General features: G+C 72.1%; 15 protein-coding genes. 4 read left to right on the plus strand and 11 right to left on the minus strand.

All coding sequences use genetic code 11. The features are described from left to right. Positions 1-70: 70 nt before the first annotated feature. The 3 genes from ACE1OC_RS10965 to ACE1OC_RS10975 all read left to right on the plus strand — a co-directional run bounded on the left by ACE1OC_RS10965 (position 71) and on the right by ACE1OC_RS10975 (position 4,811). The gene (locus ACE1OC_RS10965) at positions 71-667 is read left to right on the plus strand and encodes an ankyrin repeat domain-containing protein (protein WP_407836875.1); all 597 of its coding nucleotides are present in this window, start codon (positions 71-73) and stop codon (positions 665-667) included. A gap of 271 nt (positions 668-938) precedes the next feature. After that, complete coding sequence (locus ACE1OC_RS10970) at positions 939-3,323, plus strand: proprotein convertase P-domain-containing protein (protein WP_407836876.1); 2,385 nt, start codon at positions 939-941, stop codon at positions 3,321-3,323. Between the two features lie 138 nt (positions 3,324-3,461). Continuing rightward, positions 3,462-4,811 carry a protein kinase domain-containing protein gene (locus ACE1OC_RS10975; protein WP_407836877.1) on the plus strand — a complete coding sequence of 450 codons (1,350 nt, stop codon included), beginning with the start codon at positions 3,462-3,464 and terminating at the stop codon, positions 4,809-4,811. A 189-nt stretch (positions 4,812-5,000) separates the two neighbouring features. On the opposite strand, the gene ACE1OC_RS10980 is transcribed toward ACE1OC_RS10975, so the two are convergent. From ACE1OC_RS10980 to ACE1OC_RS11025, 10 genes are all read right to left on the minus strand, one after another. Next, entirely contained in the window at positions 5,001-5,483 is a 483-nt protein-coding gene (locus ACE1OC_RS10980) for a hypothetical protein (RefSeq protein WP_407836878.1), read from the minus strand. Between the two features lie 40 nt (positions 5,484-5,523). Further along, the gene (locus ACE1OC_RS10985) at positions 5,524-5,925 is read right to left on the minus strand and encodes an Imm50 family immunity protein (RefSeq protein WP_407836879.1); all 402 of its coding nucleotides are present in this window, start codon (positions 5,923-5,925) and stop codon (positions 5,524-5,526) included. 9 nt (positions 5,926-5,934) lie between these two features. Next, positions 5,935-6,429 carry a hypothetical protein gene (locus ACE1OC_RS10990; RefSeq protein WP_389690149.1) on the minus strand — a complete coding sequence of 165 codons (495 nt, stop codon included), beginning with the start codon at positions 6,427-6,429 and terminating at the stop codon, positions 5,935-5,937. Then, a complete protein-coding gene (locus ACE1OC_RS10995) occupies positions 6,416-11,071 on the minus strand; it encodes a putative T7SS-secreted protein (protein WP_407836880.1) in 4,656 nt (1,551 codons plus the stop codon). The genes ACE1OC_RS10990 and ACE1OC_RS10995 overlap by 14 nt, the downstream gene beginning before the upstream one ends. Beyond that, entirely contained in the window at positions 11,071-11,634 is a 564-nt protein-coding gene (locus ACE1OC_RS11000; RefSeq protein ID WP_407836881.1) for a hypothetical protein, read from the minus strand. Before ACE1OC_RS11000 ends, ACE1OC_RS10995 begins: the two co-directional genes overlap by 1 nt. After that, positions 11,634-12,032, minus strand: coding sequence for an SseB family protein (locus ACE1OC_RS11005; protein ID WP_407836882.1), 399 nt, complete (start codon positions 12,030-12,032; stop codon positions 11,634-11,636). The genes ACE1OC_RS11000 and ACE1OC_RS11005 overlap by 1 nt, the downstream gene beginning before the upstream one ends. 92 nt (positions 12,033-12,124) lie before the next feature. Then, positions 12,125-12,775, minus strand: a complete 651-nt coding sequence (locus tag ACE1OC_RS11010; RefSeq protein ID WP_407836883.1) for a thymidine kinase — start codon at positions 12,773-12,775, stop codon at positions 12,125-12,127. Positions 12,776-12,833: 58 nt separating this feature from the next. Further along, positions 12,834-14,039, minus strand: a complete 1,206-nt coding sequence (locus ACE1OC_RS11015; RefSeq protein ID WP_351370568.1) for an alkaline phosphatase family protein — start codon at positions 14,037-14,039, stop codon at positions 12,834-12,836. Next, positions 14,039-14,635 (minus strand): DUF5998 family protein, encoded by a 597-nt coding sequence (locus ACE1OC_RS11020; protein WP_250746479.1) that lies wholly within the window; start codon positions 14,633-14,635, stop codon positions 14,039-14,041. Before ACE1OC_RS11020 ends, ACE1OC_RS11015 begins: the two co-directional genes overlap by 1 nt. Positions 14,636-14,695: 60 nt before the next feature. Continuing rightward, positions 14,696-17,629: a GNAT family N-acetyltransferase gene (locus ACE1OC_RS11025; RefSeq protein WP_407836884.1), complete on the minus strand. Its 2,934-nt coding sequence runs from the start codon at positions 17,627-17,629 to the stop codon at positions 14,696-14,698. A 185-nt stretch (positions 17,630-17,814) separates the two neighbouring features. On the opposite strand from ACE1OC_RS11025, the gene ACE1OC_RS11030 reads away from it, so the two are divergent. Continuing rightward, positions 17,815-18,096, plus strand: a complete 282-nt coding sequence (locus ACE1OC_RS11030) for an HPr family phosphocarrier protein (protein ID WP_250746483.1) — start codon at positions 17,815-17,817, stop codon at positions 18,094-18,096. Positions 18,097-18,365: 269 nt separating this feature from the next. Here ACE1OC_RS11030 and ACE1OC_RS11035 read toward each other — a convergent pair whose 3' ends face one another. Continuing rightward, complete coding sequence (locus ACE1OC_RS11035) at positions 18,366-19,031, minus strand: GntR family transcriptional regulator (RefSeq protein WP_250746485.1); 666 nt, start codon at positions 19,029-19,031, stop codon at positions 18,366-18,368. Between the last annotated feature and the right edge of the window lie 175 nt (positions 19,032-19,206).

The following is a 19,206-nucleotide window of genomic DNA, read 5'->3' on the forward strand; positions in this document are numbered from 1 at the left end:
GCGGCGCTGAACAAGTAGCCGTGCGAGCCTGACGGCGCGACTCACCCCGACCCACCCGAGGAGGACCCCCATGCCCGCTGCCGACCGAGGCCTGCTGGCCGCCGCCGACGAGGGCGACGCCGACGCCGTGAGGGCGGCACTCGCCGCCGGCGCCGCCGTCGAGGCGCGCGACGAACACCGCCGCACCCCGCTCCTGCTCGCCGCCCTCGGCGACCACGTGGAGGCGGCCGAGGTCCTCGTCGCCGCCGGCGCCGACCCGAACGCCCAGGACGACCGCGACGACAGCGCCTGGCTGGTCACCGGTGTCACCGGCAGCGTCCGCATGATGCGCACCCTGCTCCCGGCCCGTCCCGACCTCACCCGGCGCAACCGCTTCGGCGGCATCGCCCTGATCCCCGCCGCCGAACGCGGCCACGTCGACTACGTGCGGGCCCTGCTCCGGGAAACTGACATCGACGTCGACCACGTCAACCGGCTCGGCTGGACCGCACTGCTCGAAGCCGTCATCCTCGGCGACGGCGGCCGCGCGCATGAGGAGATCGTGGAACTGCTCGTCACCGCCGGCGCCACGGCGCACCTTCCGGACGGCGACGGGGTGACCGCGCTCGAACACGCGGAACGCCGCGGATTCACCCGGATCGCCGGCCTGCTCAGGTCCGTACGGTAGGAACGGCCACGGGACGAGCGAGGGGCGGGCGAGGGGCGGGACGGACCTCGGCGGACGCTCCCGAGCGCGCTCTGTCCTGTGTAGGACATGTCGATTCCAGGACACCCAGGAACCCTGGAACACCCCTTTCACCTGCGGCAATCTGATCGAGCACCCGGCGCTTGTGCCCCGTCCCCGCCCCGGGGCCTGAGCACATGGGCGAGTTGCTCGTTCTCCCTCCTCATTGCCGCCGCGGCACCGCCCGCTCGGTGCCTACTTCCTGGAGCCTGTCTTGAAGAGATCTGCTGTGGCCGTCGCGATGGCCGCGGGCCTCCTGCTCGGCGCCCTGCCGGTGGGCCTGGTGCCCCTGGTCGGGGCGGCCCCGGCGGCGGCCGAAGAGGTCCCGGTGGACCCGGCGTTGGAGACCGGGACCGACGGCACGGGCACGGTCCGGGTGAACGTGGTGACCCAGACCCGCTCCGACGTGGCCGCGGCCGCCGCGGCGGGCGAGACGGAAGTGGCGTACGACCGGCTGCCGATGGTCACCCTCACGGTGGACCGCGCGGGGCTCACCGCACTCCGCTCCAACCCGGACGTGGTGAGCGTGACGGAGGACGTCCCGGTTCCCCCGATGCTGGACAGCTCGACGGTCCGGATCGGCGCGGACAAGGCGTTCGCCGGCGGTGCCACCGGGGCGGGCACCGCGGTCGCGGTCATCGACACCGGTGTCGCGAAGAACCACCCCTTCCTGAGCGGCCGGGTGACGGCCGAGGCCTGCTTCTCGGTGAACGACGAGACTTACGGCGCGACCAGCCTCTGCCCGAACGGCGGGACCGCCCAGGAGGGCACCGGCAGCGCCGACGCCGACGCCGGCAGCTGCGCCGAACTGGGCGCGGGCTGCTCGCACGGCACCCACGTGGCGGGCATAGCCGCCGGCAACGGGACGGGCCTGAGCGGCGCCCCGAAGCGCGGGGTGGCCCCGGGCGCGAACATCGTGGCGATGCAGGTGTTCTCCCGCGTCAACTCCGACGCCTACTGCGGCGCCGGCAAGAGCCCCTGCGTGCTGAGCTTCACCAGCTCGCAGATCAAGGCGCTGGAGAAGGTGTACGCGCTGAAGCAGTCCGGCATGGACATCGTCGCGGCCAACATGTCGCTGGGCGCGGGCCGTTGGACCGCGGCCTGCAACACCGACCCCCGCAAGTCCGCGATCGACAGCCTGTACGCGGTGGGCGTGGCGACGGTGGTCGCGGCCGGCAACAACGGGTACGGCGACGCGGTCAACGCCCCCGGCTGCGTCCCGTCGGCGGTGACGGTCGGCGCGACGACCAACGACGACCAGGTGGCCACGTTCAGCAACCGCGGCCCGCTGCTGGACGTGATGGCACCCGGCGCGGCCGTGGTGTCCTCGGTCCCGGGCGGCGGCTACGCGGCGAAGAGCGGCACCTCGATGGCGGCCCCGCACGTGGCGGGATCCCTGGCGGTGCTGCGCCAGAAGCACCCCGCGAAGAACATCGGGGACCTGGTGGCGATGCTGGGCACCACCGGTACGCCGATCACGTACACCGGGGCCGTCACCCCCCGGACCGACCTCGGCAAGGCCGTCGGCGGCACGCCCGCCCCGGAGCCGGCGCCGGCCGCCCGGCCGCGTCCCTCCCAGGTCTTCGACGACACCGACCGGCCGATCCCGGACCCGGGCACCGTGGAGGCCCCGCTGACCGTCACCGGGGTGCCCGGCAACGCGCCCAAGGCGCTCCGGGTCGAGCTGGAGGGCACCCACTCCTGGCGCGGTGACCTCAAGATCGACCTGGTGGCCCCCGACGGGAAGCTGTACCGCCTGAAGTCCGCCTCCGGCACCGAGGAGGCCGGCGCGCTCGGCGGCTTCACCGTAGACGCCTCCGCCTCCCCCGCCTCCGGCACCTGGAAGCTCCAGGTCCAGGACACCTCGGCCGGCTCCTCCGGCACCCTCCTCGGCTGGTCGCTGGACTTCTCCACCCCCTTCGCCATGACCGGCAACCTCAGCATCCCGGACGGCGGCTCGGTCAACTCCGCCCTCGCGGTGGCCGGCATCGGCGGCCAGGCCCCTGCAGCCCTCCAGGTCTCGGTGGACATCACCCACGAATGGCGCGGCGACGTCCTGATCGACCTGGTCTCCCCGGACGGCAGGACCTACCCGCTGCGTTCGGCCTCCACCGCCGCCACCGAGAACGGCGGGGTGCTCCGCGAGACCTACCGGGTGGACGCCTCCGCGTCGCCCGCGGACGGCACGTGGACGCTGAAGGTCTCCGACCCGTCCACCGGCGCCGTCGGCACCCTCAACGCCTGGTCGATGAAGTTCCCCTCGTACGAGGTGCAGACCCCGCACTCGGTCCCGGACCCGGGCACCGTCGAGGTCCCGGTCACCGTCACCGGCATCGCGGGCAACGCGCCGAAGAACCTCCAGGTGTACGTGCACGCCACCCACGAATGGCGCGGTGACCTGGACGTCAACCTGGTCGCGCCGGACGGCAAGGTGTACGTGGTCAAGGACTCCGTGGAGGACGAGGGCGAGGGCGTGATCCAGCAGATCTACACCGTGGACGCCTCCGCCTCCCCGGCGAGCGGGGTCTGGAAGCTCCGGGTCGAGGACATCTCGGCCGGCTCCGCCGGGACGCTCGACCACTGGACCCTGAAGTTCTGACCGGTCCCGACCGGACCACTCCCGAACCACTCCCGCACTCCCGAACCACTCCCGAACGCGCGGCCCCCGGCATCCCCCGCCGGGGGCCACTGCTGCATCCGGCACACAATCCTTCCCCCAGTCCCTACGATCTGGGGCATGGGGGATGACATGTTCGCGCCGGGCGGTTACGTGGCCGGCGGGCGTTACCGCATCGACGGGGCACTAGGGAGCGGGGGCATGGCCGCGGTCCACCGGGCCTGGGACACCTCGCTGTCCCGGCCCGTCGCGATCAAGACCTTGCTGGTGCGCCCGGAGGCGGACAGCGAGGCCGCGACCCGCTTCCAGCGCGAGGCCCGGGCCATGGCAGGGCTGGCGCACCCGCACGTGGTCACCGTGTTCGACACCGGCGCGGAGCCGCAGGCGGACGGGCCGCCCGTACCGTACTTCGTCATGGAACTGGTGACGGGGCCGTCCCTCGCCGACTCGCTTCGCGAGCGGGGTGCGTTACCCGTCGCCGAGGCGGTGCGGATCGCGGACCAGGTGCTGGCAGCGCTGGAGGCCAGCCACGCGCGCGGGATGGTGCACCGGGACATCAAGCCCGCGAACGTCCTGCTCTCCGAGGACGGCACCGCGAAGGTCGCCGATTTCGGCATCGTCCGCGCGGGCGCGGGCGACGGCACCGCCCTGACCGGCACGGGATTCACCATCGGCACACCGGAGTACATGTCTCCCGAGCAGATCCAAGGGCTGGCGGAGATCGACGGCCGCTCGGACCTGTACGCCGTCGGGTTGCTGCTGTTCGAGATGCTGACCGGCCTCCGGCCCTTCGCCGGGGCGAACCGGCTGACGATCGGCTACCACCACGTGCACGAGCCCCCGCCGACGCTCACGGCCGCAGGTCTACCGGGCCAACCCGGCCTGGAGCGCATACTCACCGCCGCCCTGGCCAAGCTTCCCGAACACCGCCCGCGTGACGCCGCCACGCTGCGCACCGCACTCACGGCGGCGACTGCGCCCCACCCGGCCACGGAGCTCGCCCGCCCGGCCACGGAACCCGCCCACCCGGCTCCGCTTGCCGAAACCCTGACCGCCGCGGCCGCCGCCCCGCAGTCCCTCGGAGCCCTCGCGCCCCCACCCCGGCCCCCGTTCCCGCCCACCCCGACGGCGACCGCCTGGCAGCCGCCGGGCCGCCCCGGCCGATGGCGCCCGCGCTTGCGGACACCCCGCGCCCTCTGGGCCAGGGCCCTCTTCCTCCTGGTCGCACTGCTGCTGGCCTTCGTGCACCTCGCGGAAGCCGGCACGCTGGACGGGCCGCCCCGCCCGGCCGTGTTCCTCCTCGCCGGCATACTCGGGCTGCTCTGCACTTTCTACGGCAGGTCCCGCTCCCGGAAGGGGCCCTCCACCGGCTGCTTGATCATGCTGTACGACACCCTCACCGGAGTCATCCTGGTCGGGCACTGCATCGCGGTGCTGTGGGCACTGGCCACGCTCGGCGGGCTGGAATGAGGCACGGCCCCCACCGTACGGAGAGTCCGATCGGCCGCCTTGACCGTCGTCCAAGCCGGCGGTCCGCACTTCGCACGTCCTGGCCAAGCTCGAAGTGACCGGCCGCGTCCAGGCCGCGCTCCGCGCCGAACGAGCCGGAATCCTCACGGGCGACGCCCGCCACTGAACGTCACGGGTGAAGATCACGCCCTACCCGAGGCTGACGCTCCAGAGGTCCCCGTGGCCCGGCCAGTCGTCCCGCTCATCCTCACCGTCGACGACCAGTACGGACACTTTGGTGTCCGGGTTTCGGTATTCCAGGTAGTCGCCCTGTGTCGTGCGCTCCAAGGCCGCCTCGGCCAGACCAGCGGCGGCGAGGGCGCCTCTCACCTCCGACCATGCCGTGTACGGCGCGAAGTCCACACCCGTCGCCGAGCTCCACTCGGCCGCGAGGGCCGGTTCGCCGGGCAGTCGGTGCAACTCCAGCGAGCCGCCCGTCAGAAGCCGGTCGGGCTCGCCCGAGAAGTACAGCTCGACCAGCCCGTAGTCCCGCCGGAGCATGCCGCCCGGGCCGTCCTCCTCGATGAAGTCCACCGGCAGCGCGAGATCGGCCTCCGCCACGGCCGATCCGGGCCGCAACCCACGCAGACCACCGGCGGCCAGGAATGCTGCGACGAACTCGGGTCCGGTCACGCCCAGTTCTCCAGTTTGTCGATGAGGGCTTGCATGTCGGTCACGGTGATCCCTGCAAGTAGACGCGGATCCCGTCGAGCCGGGAGGCCTCGGCGGTGAAGGAGATCGAGCGGGTCGCGCTGGTCACCGACACCCGCTGGCGACCCGTCACCGTCTCGGTGAGGCACACCGTGCGGTCGTGGAGATCCGGGTGCTCCGCGGCGATGCCCGCCATCCGCAGTTCGTCCACGCCACTGAACACGACGAAGAAGCGCAGGGTGTTGTACGTCCCCTCCTGCCAGTCCGGCTCGGGGTGATCGGGCAGCCGCGAGCTCTCGAAGCCAAGGGTGACCGACGTGTCGCGCTCGTCCACGTGCACGTAGTACAGCGGGCAGGAGGAAAGATCCGGTGGCGCGTCGTACAGCACCGCGAGTTGCGGCCACGGGGGAAGGCTCAGGCTCATCTCGGACTCTCAGACCCGCTCGTAGAAGGTGTTGTCGTGGGTGGGCGGCAGCGCCGGGTAGAGCCTGCGCTCGATCAGGCGCGTGAAATGGCGCGGCCCGCCGTCGCCGCCGTCCGCGCCCCGGGTGAAAACTCCGAGCCGCCCGGCGACCACGGAGGCGTTCGCCGTGAATGCCACCTCGGCCCCGGCCGCCGCCACCCGTACCGCGATCCGGTGCTCCGGCGGCCCGACGAGCGCGGCCAGCTCCACGTCCGCCGTCACCGGCGGGCGCCACCCGTCCATCACGAAGTCTTCGACGTGCGAGAACTGGAGCTGACACTGCATCGTATCGCCGGGCCCCGCCTCCCACCGGTCCGGGAAACGGGGCAGGTCGAGCCTGAGCGTCACGGCCGAAGCCCAGCCGTCCAGGTGGACGGAACGGAGCAGGACGGCCGTCAGCGGGGGTAGCTCGTCGTAGTACGGGGCGAAGACCTCCGCGTTTACGACGAAATCATTCCAGGTCATAGTAGTAATGCTCCTCCGTGCCCGGGATCTGGCCGTTCCGGGTGTCCTCTCCGGGGCGGACGTGTACGTGCGGCGGCTGGTATCCGGGCTCACCCGGCTTCTGGTGGCCGAACCAATGGTCCTGGAAGACGACGATGTCCCCGTTGGGCAGCTCGTACCACTCCTCGGTGTACCAGATCGGTTTGCCGTCCGGCCCCATCAGCTGCTTGCCCCCCTGCCATTCGGGCGTGGTCGCCTTCGTCCACGGGTACACGTCTGAGGGTTCCAGCCCCTCGGGCACGCCCGCCTCCCGCAGCGCGAGCGCCTTCGTCTCCTCGAGGGTCCGGCCGACCTTCGGGCATTCGGGGGCGAGACCCAGCGCGTCCGTCCAGGTCAGCGGGTTCGCCACGTAGGTACGGGGGTTGGGCGCCGGGCCCAGGCCCAGGGGGTCGCCGGAGAGGTAACGGGCAGTTTCGGGGTCGTAGTGCCGGAAGCAGTTGTAGTGCAGCCCCGATTCCGGGTCGAAGTACTGCCCGGGGAAGCGCAACGGTGTGTAGCCGCGCGCGTCGGTGTTCCACGTGGTCGCCCCCCACACCGTCGCACGGGTGCGCCAGGCGATCCCGCCGTTCTCGTCGACGAGTTCCAGAGGGGTGCCGATCAGGTCGGTGACGATCGCGAAGAACCGCCTGTCGACCTCTCCGTCGCCGGCCCCCAGCCGTTCCGTTTGCGCGAGCGGCTGGAGTCCGTGGTGGTCCCAGGTCAGGGTGACCGACGGCGGCGGTGCGTCGACACCGGGCTCCGGGACCCTGGTGGAGGTCTCTTCGCACAGGGTCATGCCGTCCCAGACGAAGGTGACCTCCTCCGCCACCGTGACCCCGTCCGCCGCCATGCGCTGTTTGGCGCTGCGCCGGCCCATGGGGTCGTAGCGGTACCGCCACAGTGTGCCGTCCGGGGTGGTCACGGCCGTGAGCCGGTCCTCGGCGTCCCACGCGTACTGCCAGGTGTCCGGTCTGCGCGAGAGCCGGGTGCGCGTGCGCCGGACGGCCCGCCCCATGGCGTCGTACGTGTAGGCCGTGCGGCCCGCCCCGACGAGGTGGGTGCCCTCGTACGTGCGGGGTCCGGTGGCCTCGGATCCGCCCGGGTGCGTGGCGGGCCAGGAGGCCTCGGTCTGGTTGCCCGCCGCGTCGTAGGCGTACCGCTCGCTCCAGCCGGAGGCCGTGACGGCGGTGACCCGTCCCGCCGGGTCCAGTTCGTAGCTCCGCTCGCCCCCGAGCTCGTCGGTGACCGCCAGCAGGCTGCCGTCCGCATGGTAGGAGTAGCTCCGGCGTCGCGGCGGCCGGCCCTCGCCGCCGGTGACGCGCTGCTCCACCAGGCGTCCCAGCTCGTCGCGCACGAGGTCCAGCGCGAGCGCGTCGCCGACGCGGCGGCCCGTCTCCCGGCCGAGGGCGTCCCGCTCGAAGACGAGCCGGTGACCGGAGGTGGTCAGCGCGGTGCGGTGGCCCGCGGCGTCGTAGGTCCACTCGGCGGTCGCACCGGACGGGGTGGTGCGGGACAGGACGCGGCTGAGTTCGTCGTACGAGCGCGTCAGGGTCCGGCCGTCGAAGGTCTCCCGGCAGATGCGGCCGGCACGGTCGCGCAGGTACGTCAGGGTGCCGCCCGGTCCGGTCACCGACGCCAGCCGGTCCGAGAAATCGTACGTGTAGTGGGTGGTCTCCCCATCCGCCTCCTTCAGCACCCGGTTGTCGAGGACGTCGTACTCCAGGCGGACGGCCTGGCCCACGGCGTTGATCCGGGTGACCAGGCGGCCGCCCGCGTCGTGGACGTAGCGGACGGTGCGTCCGTCGAAGTCGGTCTCCGACTCCGGCATGCCCGCGGCGTCGTAGGTGTAGCGCCAGGTCAGTCCCCGGGGGTCCAGCACCTCGGTGAGCCGCAGTCCGGCGTCGTGGGTGAAGGTGTAGCGGGCGCCGTCGGGGCCGGTGCGGGCCGTTACCAGGTCGAAGTCGCCGTATTCGTAGCGGACGGTGGCACCTGCCGCGTCCGTGTGGGTGAGGCAGTTTCCCTCGCCGTCGTACGTCCACTCCTGGGCGGAGCCGTCCGCTTCGACCCGCCGGGCCAGCCGTCCTTCCGGTGTCCAGTGCAGCTCGGTGGCGTGTCCCAGGGCGTCGACGATGCGGATGGCCCGGCCGAAGGCGTCCCGTTCGTACCGGGTGACCGCACCGACCGGGTCGGTGATCTCGACGGGGAGGCCTGCCCGGTTGCAGCGGAGCCGGGTGGTGCCGCCGAGGGCGTCGGTGGACGAGGTCAGGGCGCCCGCGTCGTCGTAGGCGTAGCGGGTGGTGCCGCCCACGGGGCCGGTGCGGGTGACCGGATTCCCACGCTCGTCGTAGGCGAACCGCCAGGTGGTCCGGTCTGCCCGGATCTGGAGCACCGGTCGTCCCGCGGCGTCGTACTCGGTGCTCAGTTCCTTGCCGTCCGGCCGGACCACGTGGACCAGACGGCCTTCGGCATCGCGACCGAAGACCGTGGTGCGGCCCAGCGCGTCCGTGAGCGAGGCCAGTCGGCCGCGGGCATCGTACGAGGAGCGGGTCACGGCGCCGAGCGCGCCGACCGACTCCACCACGCGGTAGGAGGCGTCCACCAGATAGCGGCGCACCTCACCGGTGGGCGTGGAGGTCGTGGTGGTGCGCATGCCCGTCGACGGGTCCGGCCGGCCGTAGGCGATGCTGAGCGTGAGGTGGCCGGCGTCCCCGCCCTGCGCGACACAGCGGTCCTCGTCGTCGTAGGTGTACGAGTAGCGGCGGTCGTTGGTGTCCGTCCACGAGGTGATGCGGCCGCGCTCGTCGTAGGCGAGGCGCAGCGGCAGGCCCGATGAGTTGACGACCTCGGTGAGGTTTCCGTCGGTGTAGCCGTACGCGAGGACGCGCGGGCCTCCGGTCAGGTGGAGGCCGGTGACCCGGCCCCCGGAGGTCTCGAAGCGCAGGTGGTAGCCGCCGCTGTGGGCCATGCCCAGCGGGGTGCCATCGGCGTCGTACTCGAAGGTGATCGTGTTGCCGTTGCGGTCCTCGACGCGTTCGATGACCGCGTGTCCGTACCCGTCACCGTCATCCTCGGCGCCGACGGGAGCGGTGAAGTGCCGGGTGAGACCCCCGGCCGGGTCGGTGACGCTGTAACCGCCCTCCGGGGTGCGGTCCAGCGACCACCGGGGGCCACTGGTGGCAAACACCGGAACACCGGGGGCGGGGTGCGGGTACGGGACGACCAGGCCGTCCGCGGTGACCAGGACGACGCCCTCGGGGTCTGTCTCCAGGTGTTCGTCGACGGTCGAGGACCATGACGGGCCGAACCAGCGGCCCGCCGTGTACCCGGACTCCGCGCGGCGGGTGAAGACCAGCGGCAGCGTGCCCGGCAGGACGATGTCGGTCTGTGGCAGGAACATCCGGCCGGTCGCCAGGTCGACCGGGTCGGTCCCGTCGCACCGCTTGTCGCAGTCCGGCTTGTCCCGCTGGTTCGGACCGTCCTTGTCGAGGCCGGTGCGGCCGGGTCCCTTGAGGTCGTCGAGGTGCGAGGCTGCCGAGCCGACCTTCTTCAAGGAGCCCAGGCCCTTGGAGCCGATCAGCTCCGGGATCATCTTGCCGAAGCCCTCGGAGGGGTCCTTCATGAACTCGTCGAGCATCTTCTTGCCCGCACCGAGCGGGTCGTTGGCCATCGTGACCAGACCCGCCGCCGTCGAGTTCAGGTTCGTCACGTACTCGGCGGGATGCGTCAGGTTGTACGGATCCATCGGGTTCAGCGCGCGGGCGAAGTTCACGATCCCCGCCGTGCCCTTGATCACGCCGCCCGCCAGATGCGTCCTGGCCAAGTCCATGTAGTCCATGCCATCGCCGAGCTGCTGCGCGTACGAAGGCTTCGGCGGAGCCGCATCCCGCGCCGCCCGCACCGCCGTACGGACCGTCTCCGCGACCTCGTTGCGCTGCTTGCGGGCGCTGTCGAGCTTGTCCTGCGCCGCCGTCGCGATCGCGGTGCCCGGGTCGGTGAAGTTCTCCGAGGGCCGGGGCGGCAACGGATCCTTCTTCGCCTTCAAGGCATCGTTGTAGGTGTCGACCAGCTTGTTGTGCGCGGTGCGGGCCTCGGTGGACGCCTTCTTCGCCCGGTTGTACTCCTCCAGGGCCTCCTTGGCCTGCCCCTGCGCCCACTCCACCGTCTCGGCGAACCGGCCCATCGCGTCGGCGGCCTTCCCGAAGGCCTCGGCCGCCTTGAACCAGCGCGGCGGCTCCTTCGCCACAGCCTCCCTGAACGACTCGGCCGTCTTGCCCTTCAGACCGTCCGGCTCCCCCATCCCCTTCAGGCCGTTGCCGACCTTGTCGAAGGAGGCCTTGAAATCGTTCAGGTGGGACACCTGCGCGCGGATCTTCGACACACTGCCGTAGACCAGCTTGTTCGGGTCCTCGGTCTGGCCCAGCTCCAGCTCCGCGACGTCCGCGCCGAGTTGATTGGCGGCAGAGCGGCTCTTGTCACGGATCCAGTCGCCCGCACCGTCCAGGCCGACGTCCTCGGCGAAGTCGGCCGTCTTGTCGCCGGCCCACTCGACCGCGTCACCGACCTTCTCCGCACCCTTCTCGACGCCGTCCTCGATGACGTCCGGAACGAAATCCCGCCAGCCCATCAGCGACCGCCCCCGTCACGCTTCGCCTGCTCCAGCAGATCGTTGATCGAACCGATCTTCCCGTTGGACTTCAACTCCTCCCCCGTGTCCGACCAGGTCTGCCCCATGTCCTTCCTGCTCTTCTCGAAGGACTCCGCGCTGTAATCCGGCTTGTAGACGTCCGCGGAGAAGATCTCCCCCCACGGCTTCTTCTCGATCTCGTCCTCACTCGCGTGCGGATTGCCGTACGCCGCGTTCGCGACCACCCGGAAGGTGCCGTGGAGGTACTGCTCCTCCTCCCACACCGTGCCCGCCGCGATCCCCAGCGACTGGGCGAGGGTGCTCGCGTCCTGCACCAGGCTGCGCACGCCCCACTCCCAGCGTTCGCAGAAATCCTCGAAGTCGGTGGCCAGACCCGGATGCCCGGTCTCCATCCCCGTCATCGACAGATTCTCGAAACCCGCCCCCATGGAGGCGCCGGCCGCGTCCCCGGACTCGCGCAGCTCCCCGATCGCCGCCCGCAGGCCGTCCTGGATGTTCTTGACCGCCGCCGGCGAAACTTCGAGATCTCCGTCCCCCGCCATCAGGCCACCGCCCCGGCCAGGTCCACGGCACTCCCGTCGGGGACGATCCCCGCGACCGGCGGGAAGAACATCGACCCGTCCTCGTCCGCCACGTTCACCACCACGCCCGCCGGACCGTCCGCCGCCGGAATCACCGCATCGACCAGCCGCGCACCCAGCACCGCGAGGAACTCCCACTCCCGGCCCGCCTCACCGCGCGCCTGCGCGAACCGGGCCAGCGCCTCCTCATCCGTGAACGCGTATATCCACCGGATTCCACCCGAAACCGCCGACATCAGGCCGGCGTCGGGGCCATCGGCGAGCGGCACCAGCAGGACGGCCCGCCGGAACTCCCCCAGCAGGCGTGCCGGATCACCCGATCCGTCCCGTATCGCCGTGATCTCTGCGGTCAGTTCCATGGGCTGCATCCCCTCAAGCGCCGGTCAGCGTCCTGGAGGAACACGCTATCGGGAACCCCACCGGTTCCCTCAGGCCCCCTGGACGGGCCCTGTCAGGCGTGGTTGACCGGGAGGACGTCCGGGGAGAGGGCACCGGCCTGGGCCGATGCCGAGGTCATCAGCTTGCGGTGGTGACGGCGGCAGAGGACCTCGTAACCGATCTCCCCCGCCGGACGGTTCACGTCGCCGACGACGACCTGGGCGCCTTCGACGACCATCTCGCCACCCACCGTGCGGGCGTTGTGCGTGGCACGGGCCCCGCACCAGCACAGGGCCTCGACCTGGAGCTGCTCCAGGCGGTCCGCCAGCTCGATCAGGCGCTGGGAGCCGGGGAAGAGCTTCGTGCGGAAGTCCGTGGTGATGCCGAAGGCGAAGACGTCCAGGCCCAGGTCGTCCACGATCCGGGCCAGCTGGTCGATCTGGACGGGGGCCAGGAACTGGGCCTCGTCCACGATCACGTAGTCGGCCTTGCCACCCTGCGAGAGCTGGTTCACCAGGTACGCGTACAGGTCCATGCCCTCCGGCGCCTCCACCGCCTCCGTCACCAGACCCAGACGGGAGGACAGCTTGCCCTCCCCCGCACGGTCGTCACGGGTGAAGATCACACCCTGCAAGCCCCGCGCATCCCGGTTGTGGGCGATCTGGAGCGCCAGCGTGCTCTTTCCGCAGTCCATCGTTCCGGAGAAGAACACGAGCTCGGGCATGGGGAGTACAGCGCCTTTCGAAAGGAGGGTGAGGAGGGCGGGGGCAGCGGCGGGAGCGTCAGGAGCGGATTTCGAGCAGCGGGACGAGCTGCTCGGCCGGGGTCATCGAGCCGTGCATGCCCGCGAGGGCCGACTCGTTGGGCTCCGCCCGCGAGGCGGTGATCGCCACGTCGGCCTGGGCTGCCGCGATCACGTCGCCGATGCGGCCGAGGACCCGCTCGTCGCATTCGCCCGGTGCCCCGAACCAGCCCAGTTCCAGGGCTTCCGCGCGGCTCGCGACCCAAAAGCGGTCACCGAGCACCTCGCGCCAGACGGTCAGGACGTCGGCCTCGGCGCCCGGTACGGCGTACACGTGCCGGGCCCGGCCCTCGCCGCCCAGCAGGGCCACGCCCGCGCCGAGTTCCCAGTCGTCGTCGTAGTCGATGCGGGAGTCCTCGTCGAAGGGGACGTCCACCATGCCGTGGTCGGCGGTCACGTACAGCGCGGTGCGGGGCGGGAGTTGCTCGGCGAGGCGCTGGACGAGACGGTCCACGTACATCAGCTGGCCGCGCCAGGCGTCGGAGTCGACGCCGTGCCGGTGGCCGGCCCCGTCGAGCTCGCTGTAGTACGTGTACACGAGCGAGCGGTCGCCGGCCGCGAGCCGCTCGGCCGCGAGGTCCATGCGCTCCTCGCCGGTCATCCGGCCGAGGAAGGTGCCGCCGCTCAGCGCGACCTTCGTGAGCGGGGTGGTCTGGAAGGCGGGCGAGGACACCTGCGCCGTGGCCACTCCGGCCGCGTCCGCCTGCTGGAAGACCGTCGGGTACGGCTGCCAGGGCTTGGGCGAGGTCCACGGGTGCCAGCGGAGCTGGTTCATCAGTTCGCCGGTGGCCGGATTGCGCACGGTGTAGCCGGGCAGGCCGTGCCGCGCGGGCGGCAGGCCGGTGCCGACGGAGGCCAGCGAGGTGGCGGTGGTCGCCGGGAACCCCGCGGTGATCGGGCGGCCGGTGCCGCCGCGCGAGCTGCCGAGCAGGGAGGTGAGGTACGGAGCCTCGTCCGGGTGGGCCTTGATCTGCTCCCAGCCCATGCCGTCGACCAGGAACACGCAGTTCCGGTCGGCCGGGGTCAGCTCGGCGATCGAGGCCTCGAAGCCGGGGACGCCCTGGCCGGCCACGAGGGTGGGCAGCAGGTCGGCGAGCGAGCCGGTGCCGTAGTGCGGCACCGGGGCGCCGGCCAGGTCCAGCAGCTCGGGCTCGTCCTGCCAGCTCTGCGCGGCGGAGTACGCCATCAGCGGGCGGGGGTGGAGGTGGCCGCGGTCGCTTCGCTGAGTGCCTGCGCGAAGACCAGGGTCTGGCGGACCGCCTCGGGACCGTCCCCGGCCTCGCTCACGCGCAGGCTGAGGTCGTCCGCGGTGGAGTTGCCGGTGTAGCCGTGGTCGGCGTCGCAGTTGGCGTCGCCGCAGGCGGCGGGCTCCAGGTCGATGCGCGAGACCGCGCCCCAGCCGATGGTCAGGACGACCTCGCGGGGCAGGGTGCCCGGGGTGTAGGACTCCGGGTTGGCGACGACGCGGCTGAGCACCACGGAGGAGATGCTGGCCAGCTTGACCGACTCGGTGGAGGTGGTCGCGTACGGCGACGGGGAACCGGCGTCGGCGGCCTGCTCGTCGGTGTGGCTGACGATGAAGCGGTTGCCGGTCAGGACCAGCACGGTGACGTGCCGGCGCACCTCGTTGGAGTCGAAGGTCGTCTCCTGGTGGACCAGGTACGACGAAATCGGCTCGCCGCCCACCGCGGCCTCCACGGCCTCGGCCACGAGGGCCGGGTAGTAGCCGCTGCGCTCGATCGCCGTGCGCAGCCCCTGGGTCGTCGTACCGGATTTCGCCATGAGGTCCATCCTAAGGCCCGTAAGGGGCACCTCGGCCGCCCCGGGACCTGTCGCCGGACCTCAGTAGCTGGGCAGGGTCCGCGGGCCGAGGTCGCCGCGGGCGGGCGGGTGGGCGACGCGGACCGTCGCGCTGAGCACGGACAGCCCCTCGGTGGCGACGACGACGGGCTCCAGGGCGACACCGACGACCTCGGGGTGGTCGTCGACGAGGCGGGAGAGGCGCAGCAGCAGTTCCTCCAGGGCGGGGGTGTCCACGGGGTCGCTGCCGCGCCAGCCGAAGAGCAGCGGGGCGGTGCGGATCGAGCGGATCAGGCTCGCCGCGTCCTTGTCCGTGGCGGGAACCAGCCGGTGGGCGGTGTCGCCGAGGAGTTCGGAGGCGACCCCGGAGAGCCCGAAGGACAGCACGGCGCCGGCGGCGGGGTCGATGACGGAACGGATGACGGTGTCGACGCCCCGCGGGACCATCGACTGGACCACGGGGAGCAGCTCCTGCGGTTTGCCCAGCGCGTGGGTGAGCTCCTCGTACGAGCGGCGCAGCTCGGCCTCGGTGGTGAGGTCGAGGCGGACCCCGCCCAGGTCGGCGCGGTGGCGCAGGTGCGGGGCGGTGGTCTTGAGCGCGACGGGATAGCCGAGGACCCGGGCGGCGCGGACCGCGGCGTCGGCGCTGGGGGCCGGGAGCGTGGAGAGCACCCGGATCCCGTACCGGGCGAGCAGCTCGCGGGCATCGGGGTCGTCCAGGGTGGCCACCTCCTCCTCCCCTACGCCGGCCAGCAGGCGGGAGAGCTGCCCGGCGGCCCCGCTCTCGTCGATGTCCTCGAACTCGGGCACCTGCCCGACCTCGGCGAGGCCCCGGCGCCACTGCCCGTACCGGACGGCTTCGGCGACGGCCTTGACGGCCCGCTCGGCGGCGGGGTAGCTCGGGATCCGGGCGGTTCCGGGAGCGGGTACGGCCGCGCTCCCCGCACCGTCGGAGGCCGGCTCCGACTGGAAGGGCGCCGCCGCGGTGGCGGGCACGGCGGCGGCGGGCACGGCATCGGCGGCAGGCGTGGCGTCGGAAGCGGGCACCGCGTCGGAGGCGGACCCGGAGCCCAGGGCCGCCAGGGCCGTCGCGGGGGTCGGCAGCGTGGCGGGCGCTGCGTCCGCGAGGTCCGTCGCGACGGTCGGCGCCGTGGCCGCGGAGAGCGCCTCCGCGAGGGCGCCCAGCTCCACGTGGACCACCGCCACCGGCTTGCCGGGGTGCGCTGCGGCGGCCGCCCGCAGGGCCTCCGCCAGGTCGTCGGCGAGCGCGTGCTCGCTCACCCAGGGGATCGCGGTGACGACGACGGCGTCGGTGTCCGGCGAGGCCAGCGCGGCGGAGACGGCGGTACGGAAGTCCTCCGGCGAGGCGGCCGTGGTCAGGTCGAGCGGCGGCAGCGGTCGCAGCCCCTCGGTCAGGCAGGCGTCGTAGGTGAGCACTCCGAGCGATTCGGAGTTGCCGAGGATGGCCACCCGCGGCCCGGCCGGTACGGGCTGCGAGGCCAGCAGCAGGCCGACGTCCACGAGCTCGGTCACCGTGTCGACCCGGATGACGCCGGCCTGCCGCAGCAGCTCCGAGACCGTCGCCTCGGGCAGCCGGGTGCCGGGGACCACGTGTCCGGCGGGGGTGTGCCGGCCCCCCTTGGCGACGACCACGGGCTTGACGGCCGCGGTGCGCCGGGCGAGCCGGGTGAACTTCCTCGGGTTGCCCAGGGTCTCCAGGTACATGAGCGCGACGTCGGTCGCCTCGTCGTCGTACCAGTACTGGAGGATGTCGTTGCCGGAGACGTCGGCCCGGTTCCCGGCGGAGACGAAGGAGGACAGCCCCTCCCCGCGCCGCAGCAGCCCGGAGAGCAGCGCGATGCCGATCGCTCCGGACTGGGTGAAGAGGCCGACCCTTCCCCGCGCGGGAGCCGGAGCGGGGGCCAGGGAGGCGTTCAGTTCCACCTCGGGGGCCGTGTTGATCACCCCGAAGGCGTTCGGTCCGATCAGCCGCATCCCGTACGAGCGCACCTGGCGCACCAGTTCGCGCTGGCGGGCCATGCCCTCGGGCCCGCTCTCCCCGTATCCGGCGGACAGCACGACCAGCCCCTGCACCCCGTGTTCACCGCAGGCCGCCACCGCGTCCGGGACCCGGTCCGCCGGGACCGCGATGACGGCGAGGTCGACCGGGGCGCCGACGGCGCCGAGCGTGGGGTAGGCCCGTACGCCGTCGAGCAGATCTCGGGTGACCGCCTCGTTGACGGCGTAGAGGTGGCCGTGGAAGCCGCTGTCGCGCAGGTTGCGCAGGGCCGCCGCGCCCACGCCCGCGAGGGAACGGCTGACTCCGATCACCGCCACCGAGCCGGGGGACAGCAGCCGCTGGACGGAGCGGGCCTCGGCGCGCTGTTCGCGGGCGCGCTGGACGGCGAGGGACTCGGCGGTCGGTTCGAGGTCGAGGGTGAGGTGGACGGAGCCGTCTTCGAAGCTGCGCTTCTGCTGGTAGCCGGCGTCGGTGAACACCTTGATCATCTTGCTGTTGGCCGGCAGCACTTCGGCCGCGAAGCGGCGGATCCCGCGTTCACGGGCCACGGCGCCGATGTGTTCGAGCAGGGCGGAGGCGACTCCGCGCCCCTGGTGGGCGTCCTGGACGAGGAAGGCGACCTCGGCCTCGTCGGAGGGCCCGGTGGCCGAGCGGCCGTCGGCGCCGATCCGGTCGTAGCGGACGGTGGCGATGAACTCGCCGCCGATCGTCGCGGCGAGGCCGACGCGGTCCACGTAGTCGTGGTGCGTGAAGCGGTGCACGTCGCGGTCGGAGAGCCGGGGGTAGGGGGCGAAGAACCGGTAGTACTTGGACTCGTCCGAGACCTGCTCGTAGAAGCTGACCAGCCGGCCCGCGTCGTCGGTGGTGATGGGCCGGATCCGGGCGGTGCCGCCGTCCCGAAGGACGACGTCGGCTTCCCAGTGATCCGGGTACGAGGGGTCGGACGCGGTCGTCATGGGGTCACCTTAAGGCTCGAACGCTTCGAGTGGCCCGGGCGCGGCGCATCAGGCAAGCTGGCTCGAATCAGGGCAAGCTGGGGTAGGTCGAACGGCGGGAAAGTCGGGCCGAAGGTCGGTTCGACCATTCCGGACGTCGTGAGAGACTGGTCTAGACAACCCGTAAGAACCTGAAGGGCATCACCATGGCAGAGCGCCGCGTCAACGTCGGCTGGGCCGAGGGCCTGCACGCTCGTCCCGCCTCGATCTTCGTCCGCGCGACGACCGCTTCCGGCGTCCCGGTGACCATCGCGAAGGCCGGCGGCGACCCCGTCAACGCCGCCTCCATGCTGGCGGTTCTGGGCCTGGGCGCCCAGGGCGGCGAGGAGATCGTCCTCTCGTCCGAGGCCGACGGCGCCGAGGCCGCACTGGACCGCCTCGCGAAGCTGGTCGCCGAGGGCCTCGAGGAGCTCCCCGAGACCGTCTGACCCCTTCGGGTTCGACCCGCAGGACTTGCTGGACTTACTGGACTTGCACGGCGAAGCCGTTGCCCCCGACCACCACGGTCGAGGGCAACGGCTTCACTGCTTTCCGCACGGGAGTCCGGCCGGACATACGCGCGCCGCCATTCCGGCGCACTCCATTCCGGCGGATCCATTCCGGCGGCCGGAATTCAGACAGCAAAAGCCGCGCGGGGCGCCGGGCGCACGGGCCGAATTACCCGGCCCGGATATCCCCCCTTTGTATACGGCGTTTGTTAATGCGGAACGCTTGCCGTGTTTACGGCAGGTTGCAAAGTCCTCACGCGCATCCGGTGCGCCCCCGCCGCCCGGTCCACGTGCGCCGCGGTCAGCGCCCGGGCCCGCTCGGCGTCACCCCGGGCCACCGCGTCCACGATCGCGCCGTGCTCCGCCCAGGACTCCACGGGCCGCACCGGGGCCTCCACCACGTACATCCAGGCCACCTTGTGACGCATCTGGGTGAGCAGCGCGATGAGCCCGGGACTGCCCGAGGCCTGGGAGAGCGTCTCGTGGAACCAGCCGCCCAGGGACCGCAGATCCTCCCCCTGGCCCCTCCTGGCCCGCTCCTGGCCCAGTCTGACCAGGCCGCGCAGCACCTTGAGGTGGGCCTCGCTGCGCCGCCGGGCCGCCCGGGCGGCCGCGAGGGGCTCCAGGAGCATCCGCAGCTCCAGGAGGTCGGCGGCCTCCTGTTCGGTCGGCTCGGCCACGCAGGCACCCGCATGCCGGCGGGTGGTCACGAACCCCTCGGACTCCAGCGTGCGCAGCGCCTCGCGCACCGGGACGCGCGAGACCCCGTACCGGCGGGCCAGCACCTCCTCGGTCAGCCGGGCGCCGGGCCCGAACACCCCGGAGACGATGTCGTCGCGGATCGCTGTGCATACCGTGTGCGCGGGAATACGCAAGACCGGACCTCCGCCTATTTTCGTATGGCTGTGCGCGTTGCGACTCTATTGCAACACACGATAATTTCCGAGGACGGCCGGAAATACGAAACATTCACACATCGCGCAACGCGAAGGCCGAAGTACGACGAAGGCCCCGGCTCTCAAAGAGCCGGGGCCTTCGCGGAAGACGCGT

It is taken from the genome of Streptomyces stoeckheimensis, from assembly GCF_045822005.1.
Lineage (GTDB): Bacteria > Actinomycetota > Actinomycetes > Streptomycetales > Streptomycetaceae > Streptomyces > Streptomyces stoeckheimensis.

What these genes read in the sequence shown, in the direction of transcription:
- ACE1OC_RS10965 (WP_407836875.1), top strand. Translation starts at nt 71, where the DNA reads ATGCCCGCTGCCGACCGAGGCCTGCTGGCCGCCGCCGACGAGGGCGAC.
- ACE1OC_RS10975 (WP_407836877.1), top strand. Translation starts at nt 3,462, where the DNA reads ATGGGGGATGACATGTTCGCGCCGGGCGGTTACGTGGCCGGCGGGCGT.
- ACE1OC_RS10985 (WP_407836879.1), bottom strand. Translation starts at nt 5,925, where the DNA reads ATGAGCCTGAGCCTTCCCCCGTGGCCGCAACTCGCGGTGCTGTACGAC.
- ACE1OC_RS10990 (WP_389690149.1), bottom strand. Translation starts at nt 6,429, where the DNA reads ATGACCTGGAATGATTTCGTCGTAAACGCGGAGGTCTTCGCCCCGTAC.
- ACE1OC_RS10995 (WP_407836880.1), bottom strand. Translation starts at nt 11,071, where the DNA reads ATGGGCTGGCGGGATTTCGTTCCGGACGTCATCGAGGACGGCGTCGAG.
- ACE1OC_RS11000 (WP_407836881.1), bottom strand. Translation starts at nt 11,634, where the DNA reads ATGGCGGGGGACGGAGATCTCGAAGTTTCGCCGGCGGCGGTCAAGAAC.
- ACE1OC_RS11005 (WP_407836882.1), bottom strand. Translation starts at nt 12,032, where the DNA reads ATGGAACTGACCGCAGAGATCACGGCGATACGGGACGGATCGGGTGAT.
- ACE1OC_RS11010 (WP_407836883.1), bottom strand. Translation starts at nt 12,775, where the DNA reads ATGCCCGAGCTCGTGTTCTTCTCCGGAACGATGGACTGCGGAAAGAGC.
- ACE1OC_RS11015 (WP_351370568.1), bottom strand. Translation starts at nt 14,039, where the DNA reads ATGGCGTACTCCGCCGCGCAGAGCTGGCAGGACGAGCCCGAGCTGCTG.
- ACE1OC_RS11020 (WP_250746479.1), bottom strand. Translation starts at nt 14,635, where the DNA reads ATGGCGAAATCCGGTACGACGACCCAGGGGCTGCGCACGGCGATCGAG.
- ACE1OC_RS11025 (WP_407836884.1), bottom strand. Translation starts at nt 17,629, where the DNA reads ATGACGACCGCGTCCGACCCCTCGTACCCGGATCACTGGGAAGCCGAC.
- ACE1OC_RS11030 (WP_250746483.1), top strand. Translation starts at nt 17,815, where the DNA reads ATGGCAGAGCGCCGCGTCAACGTCGGCTGGGCCGAGGGCCTGCACGCT.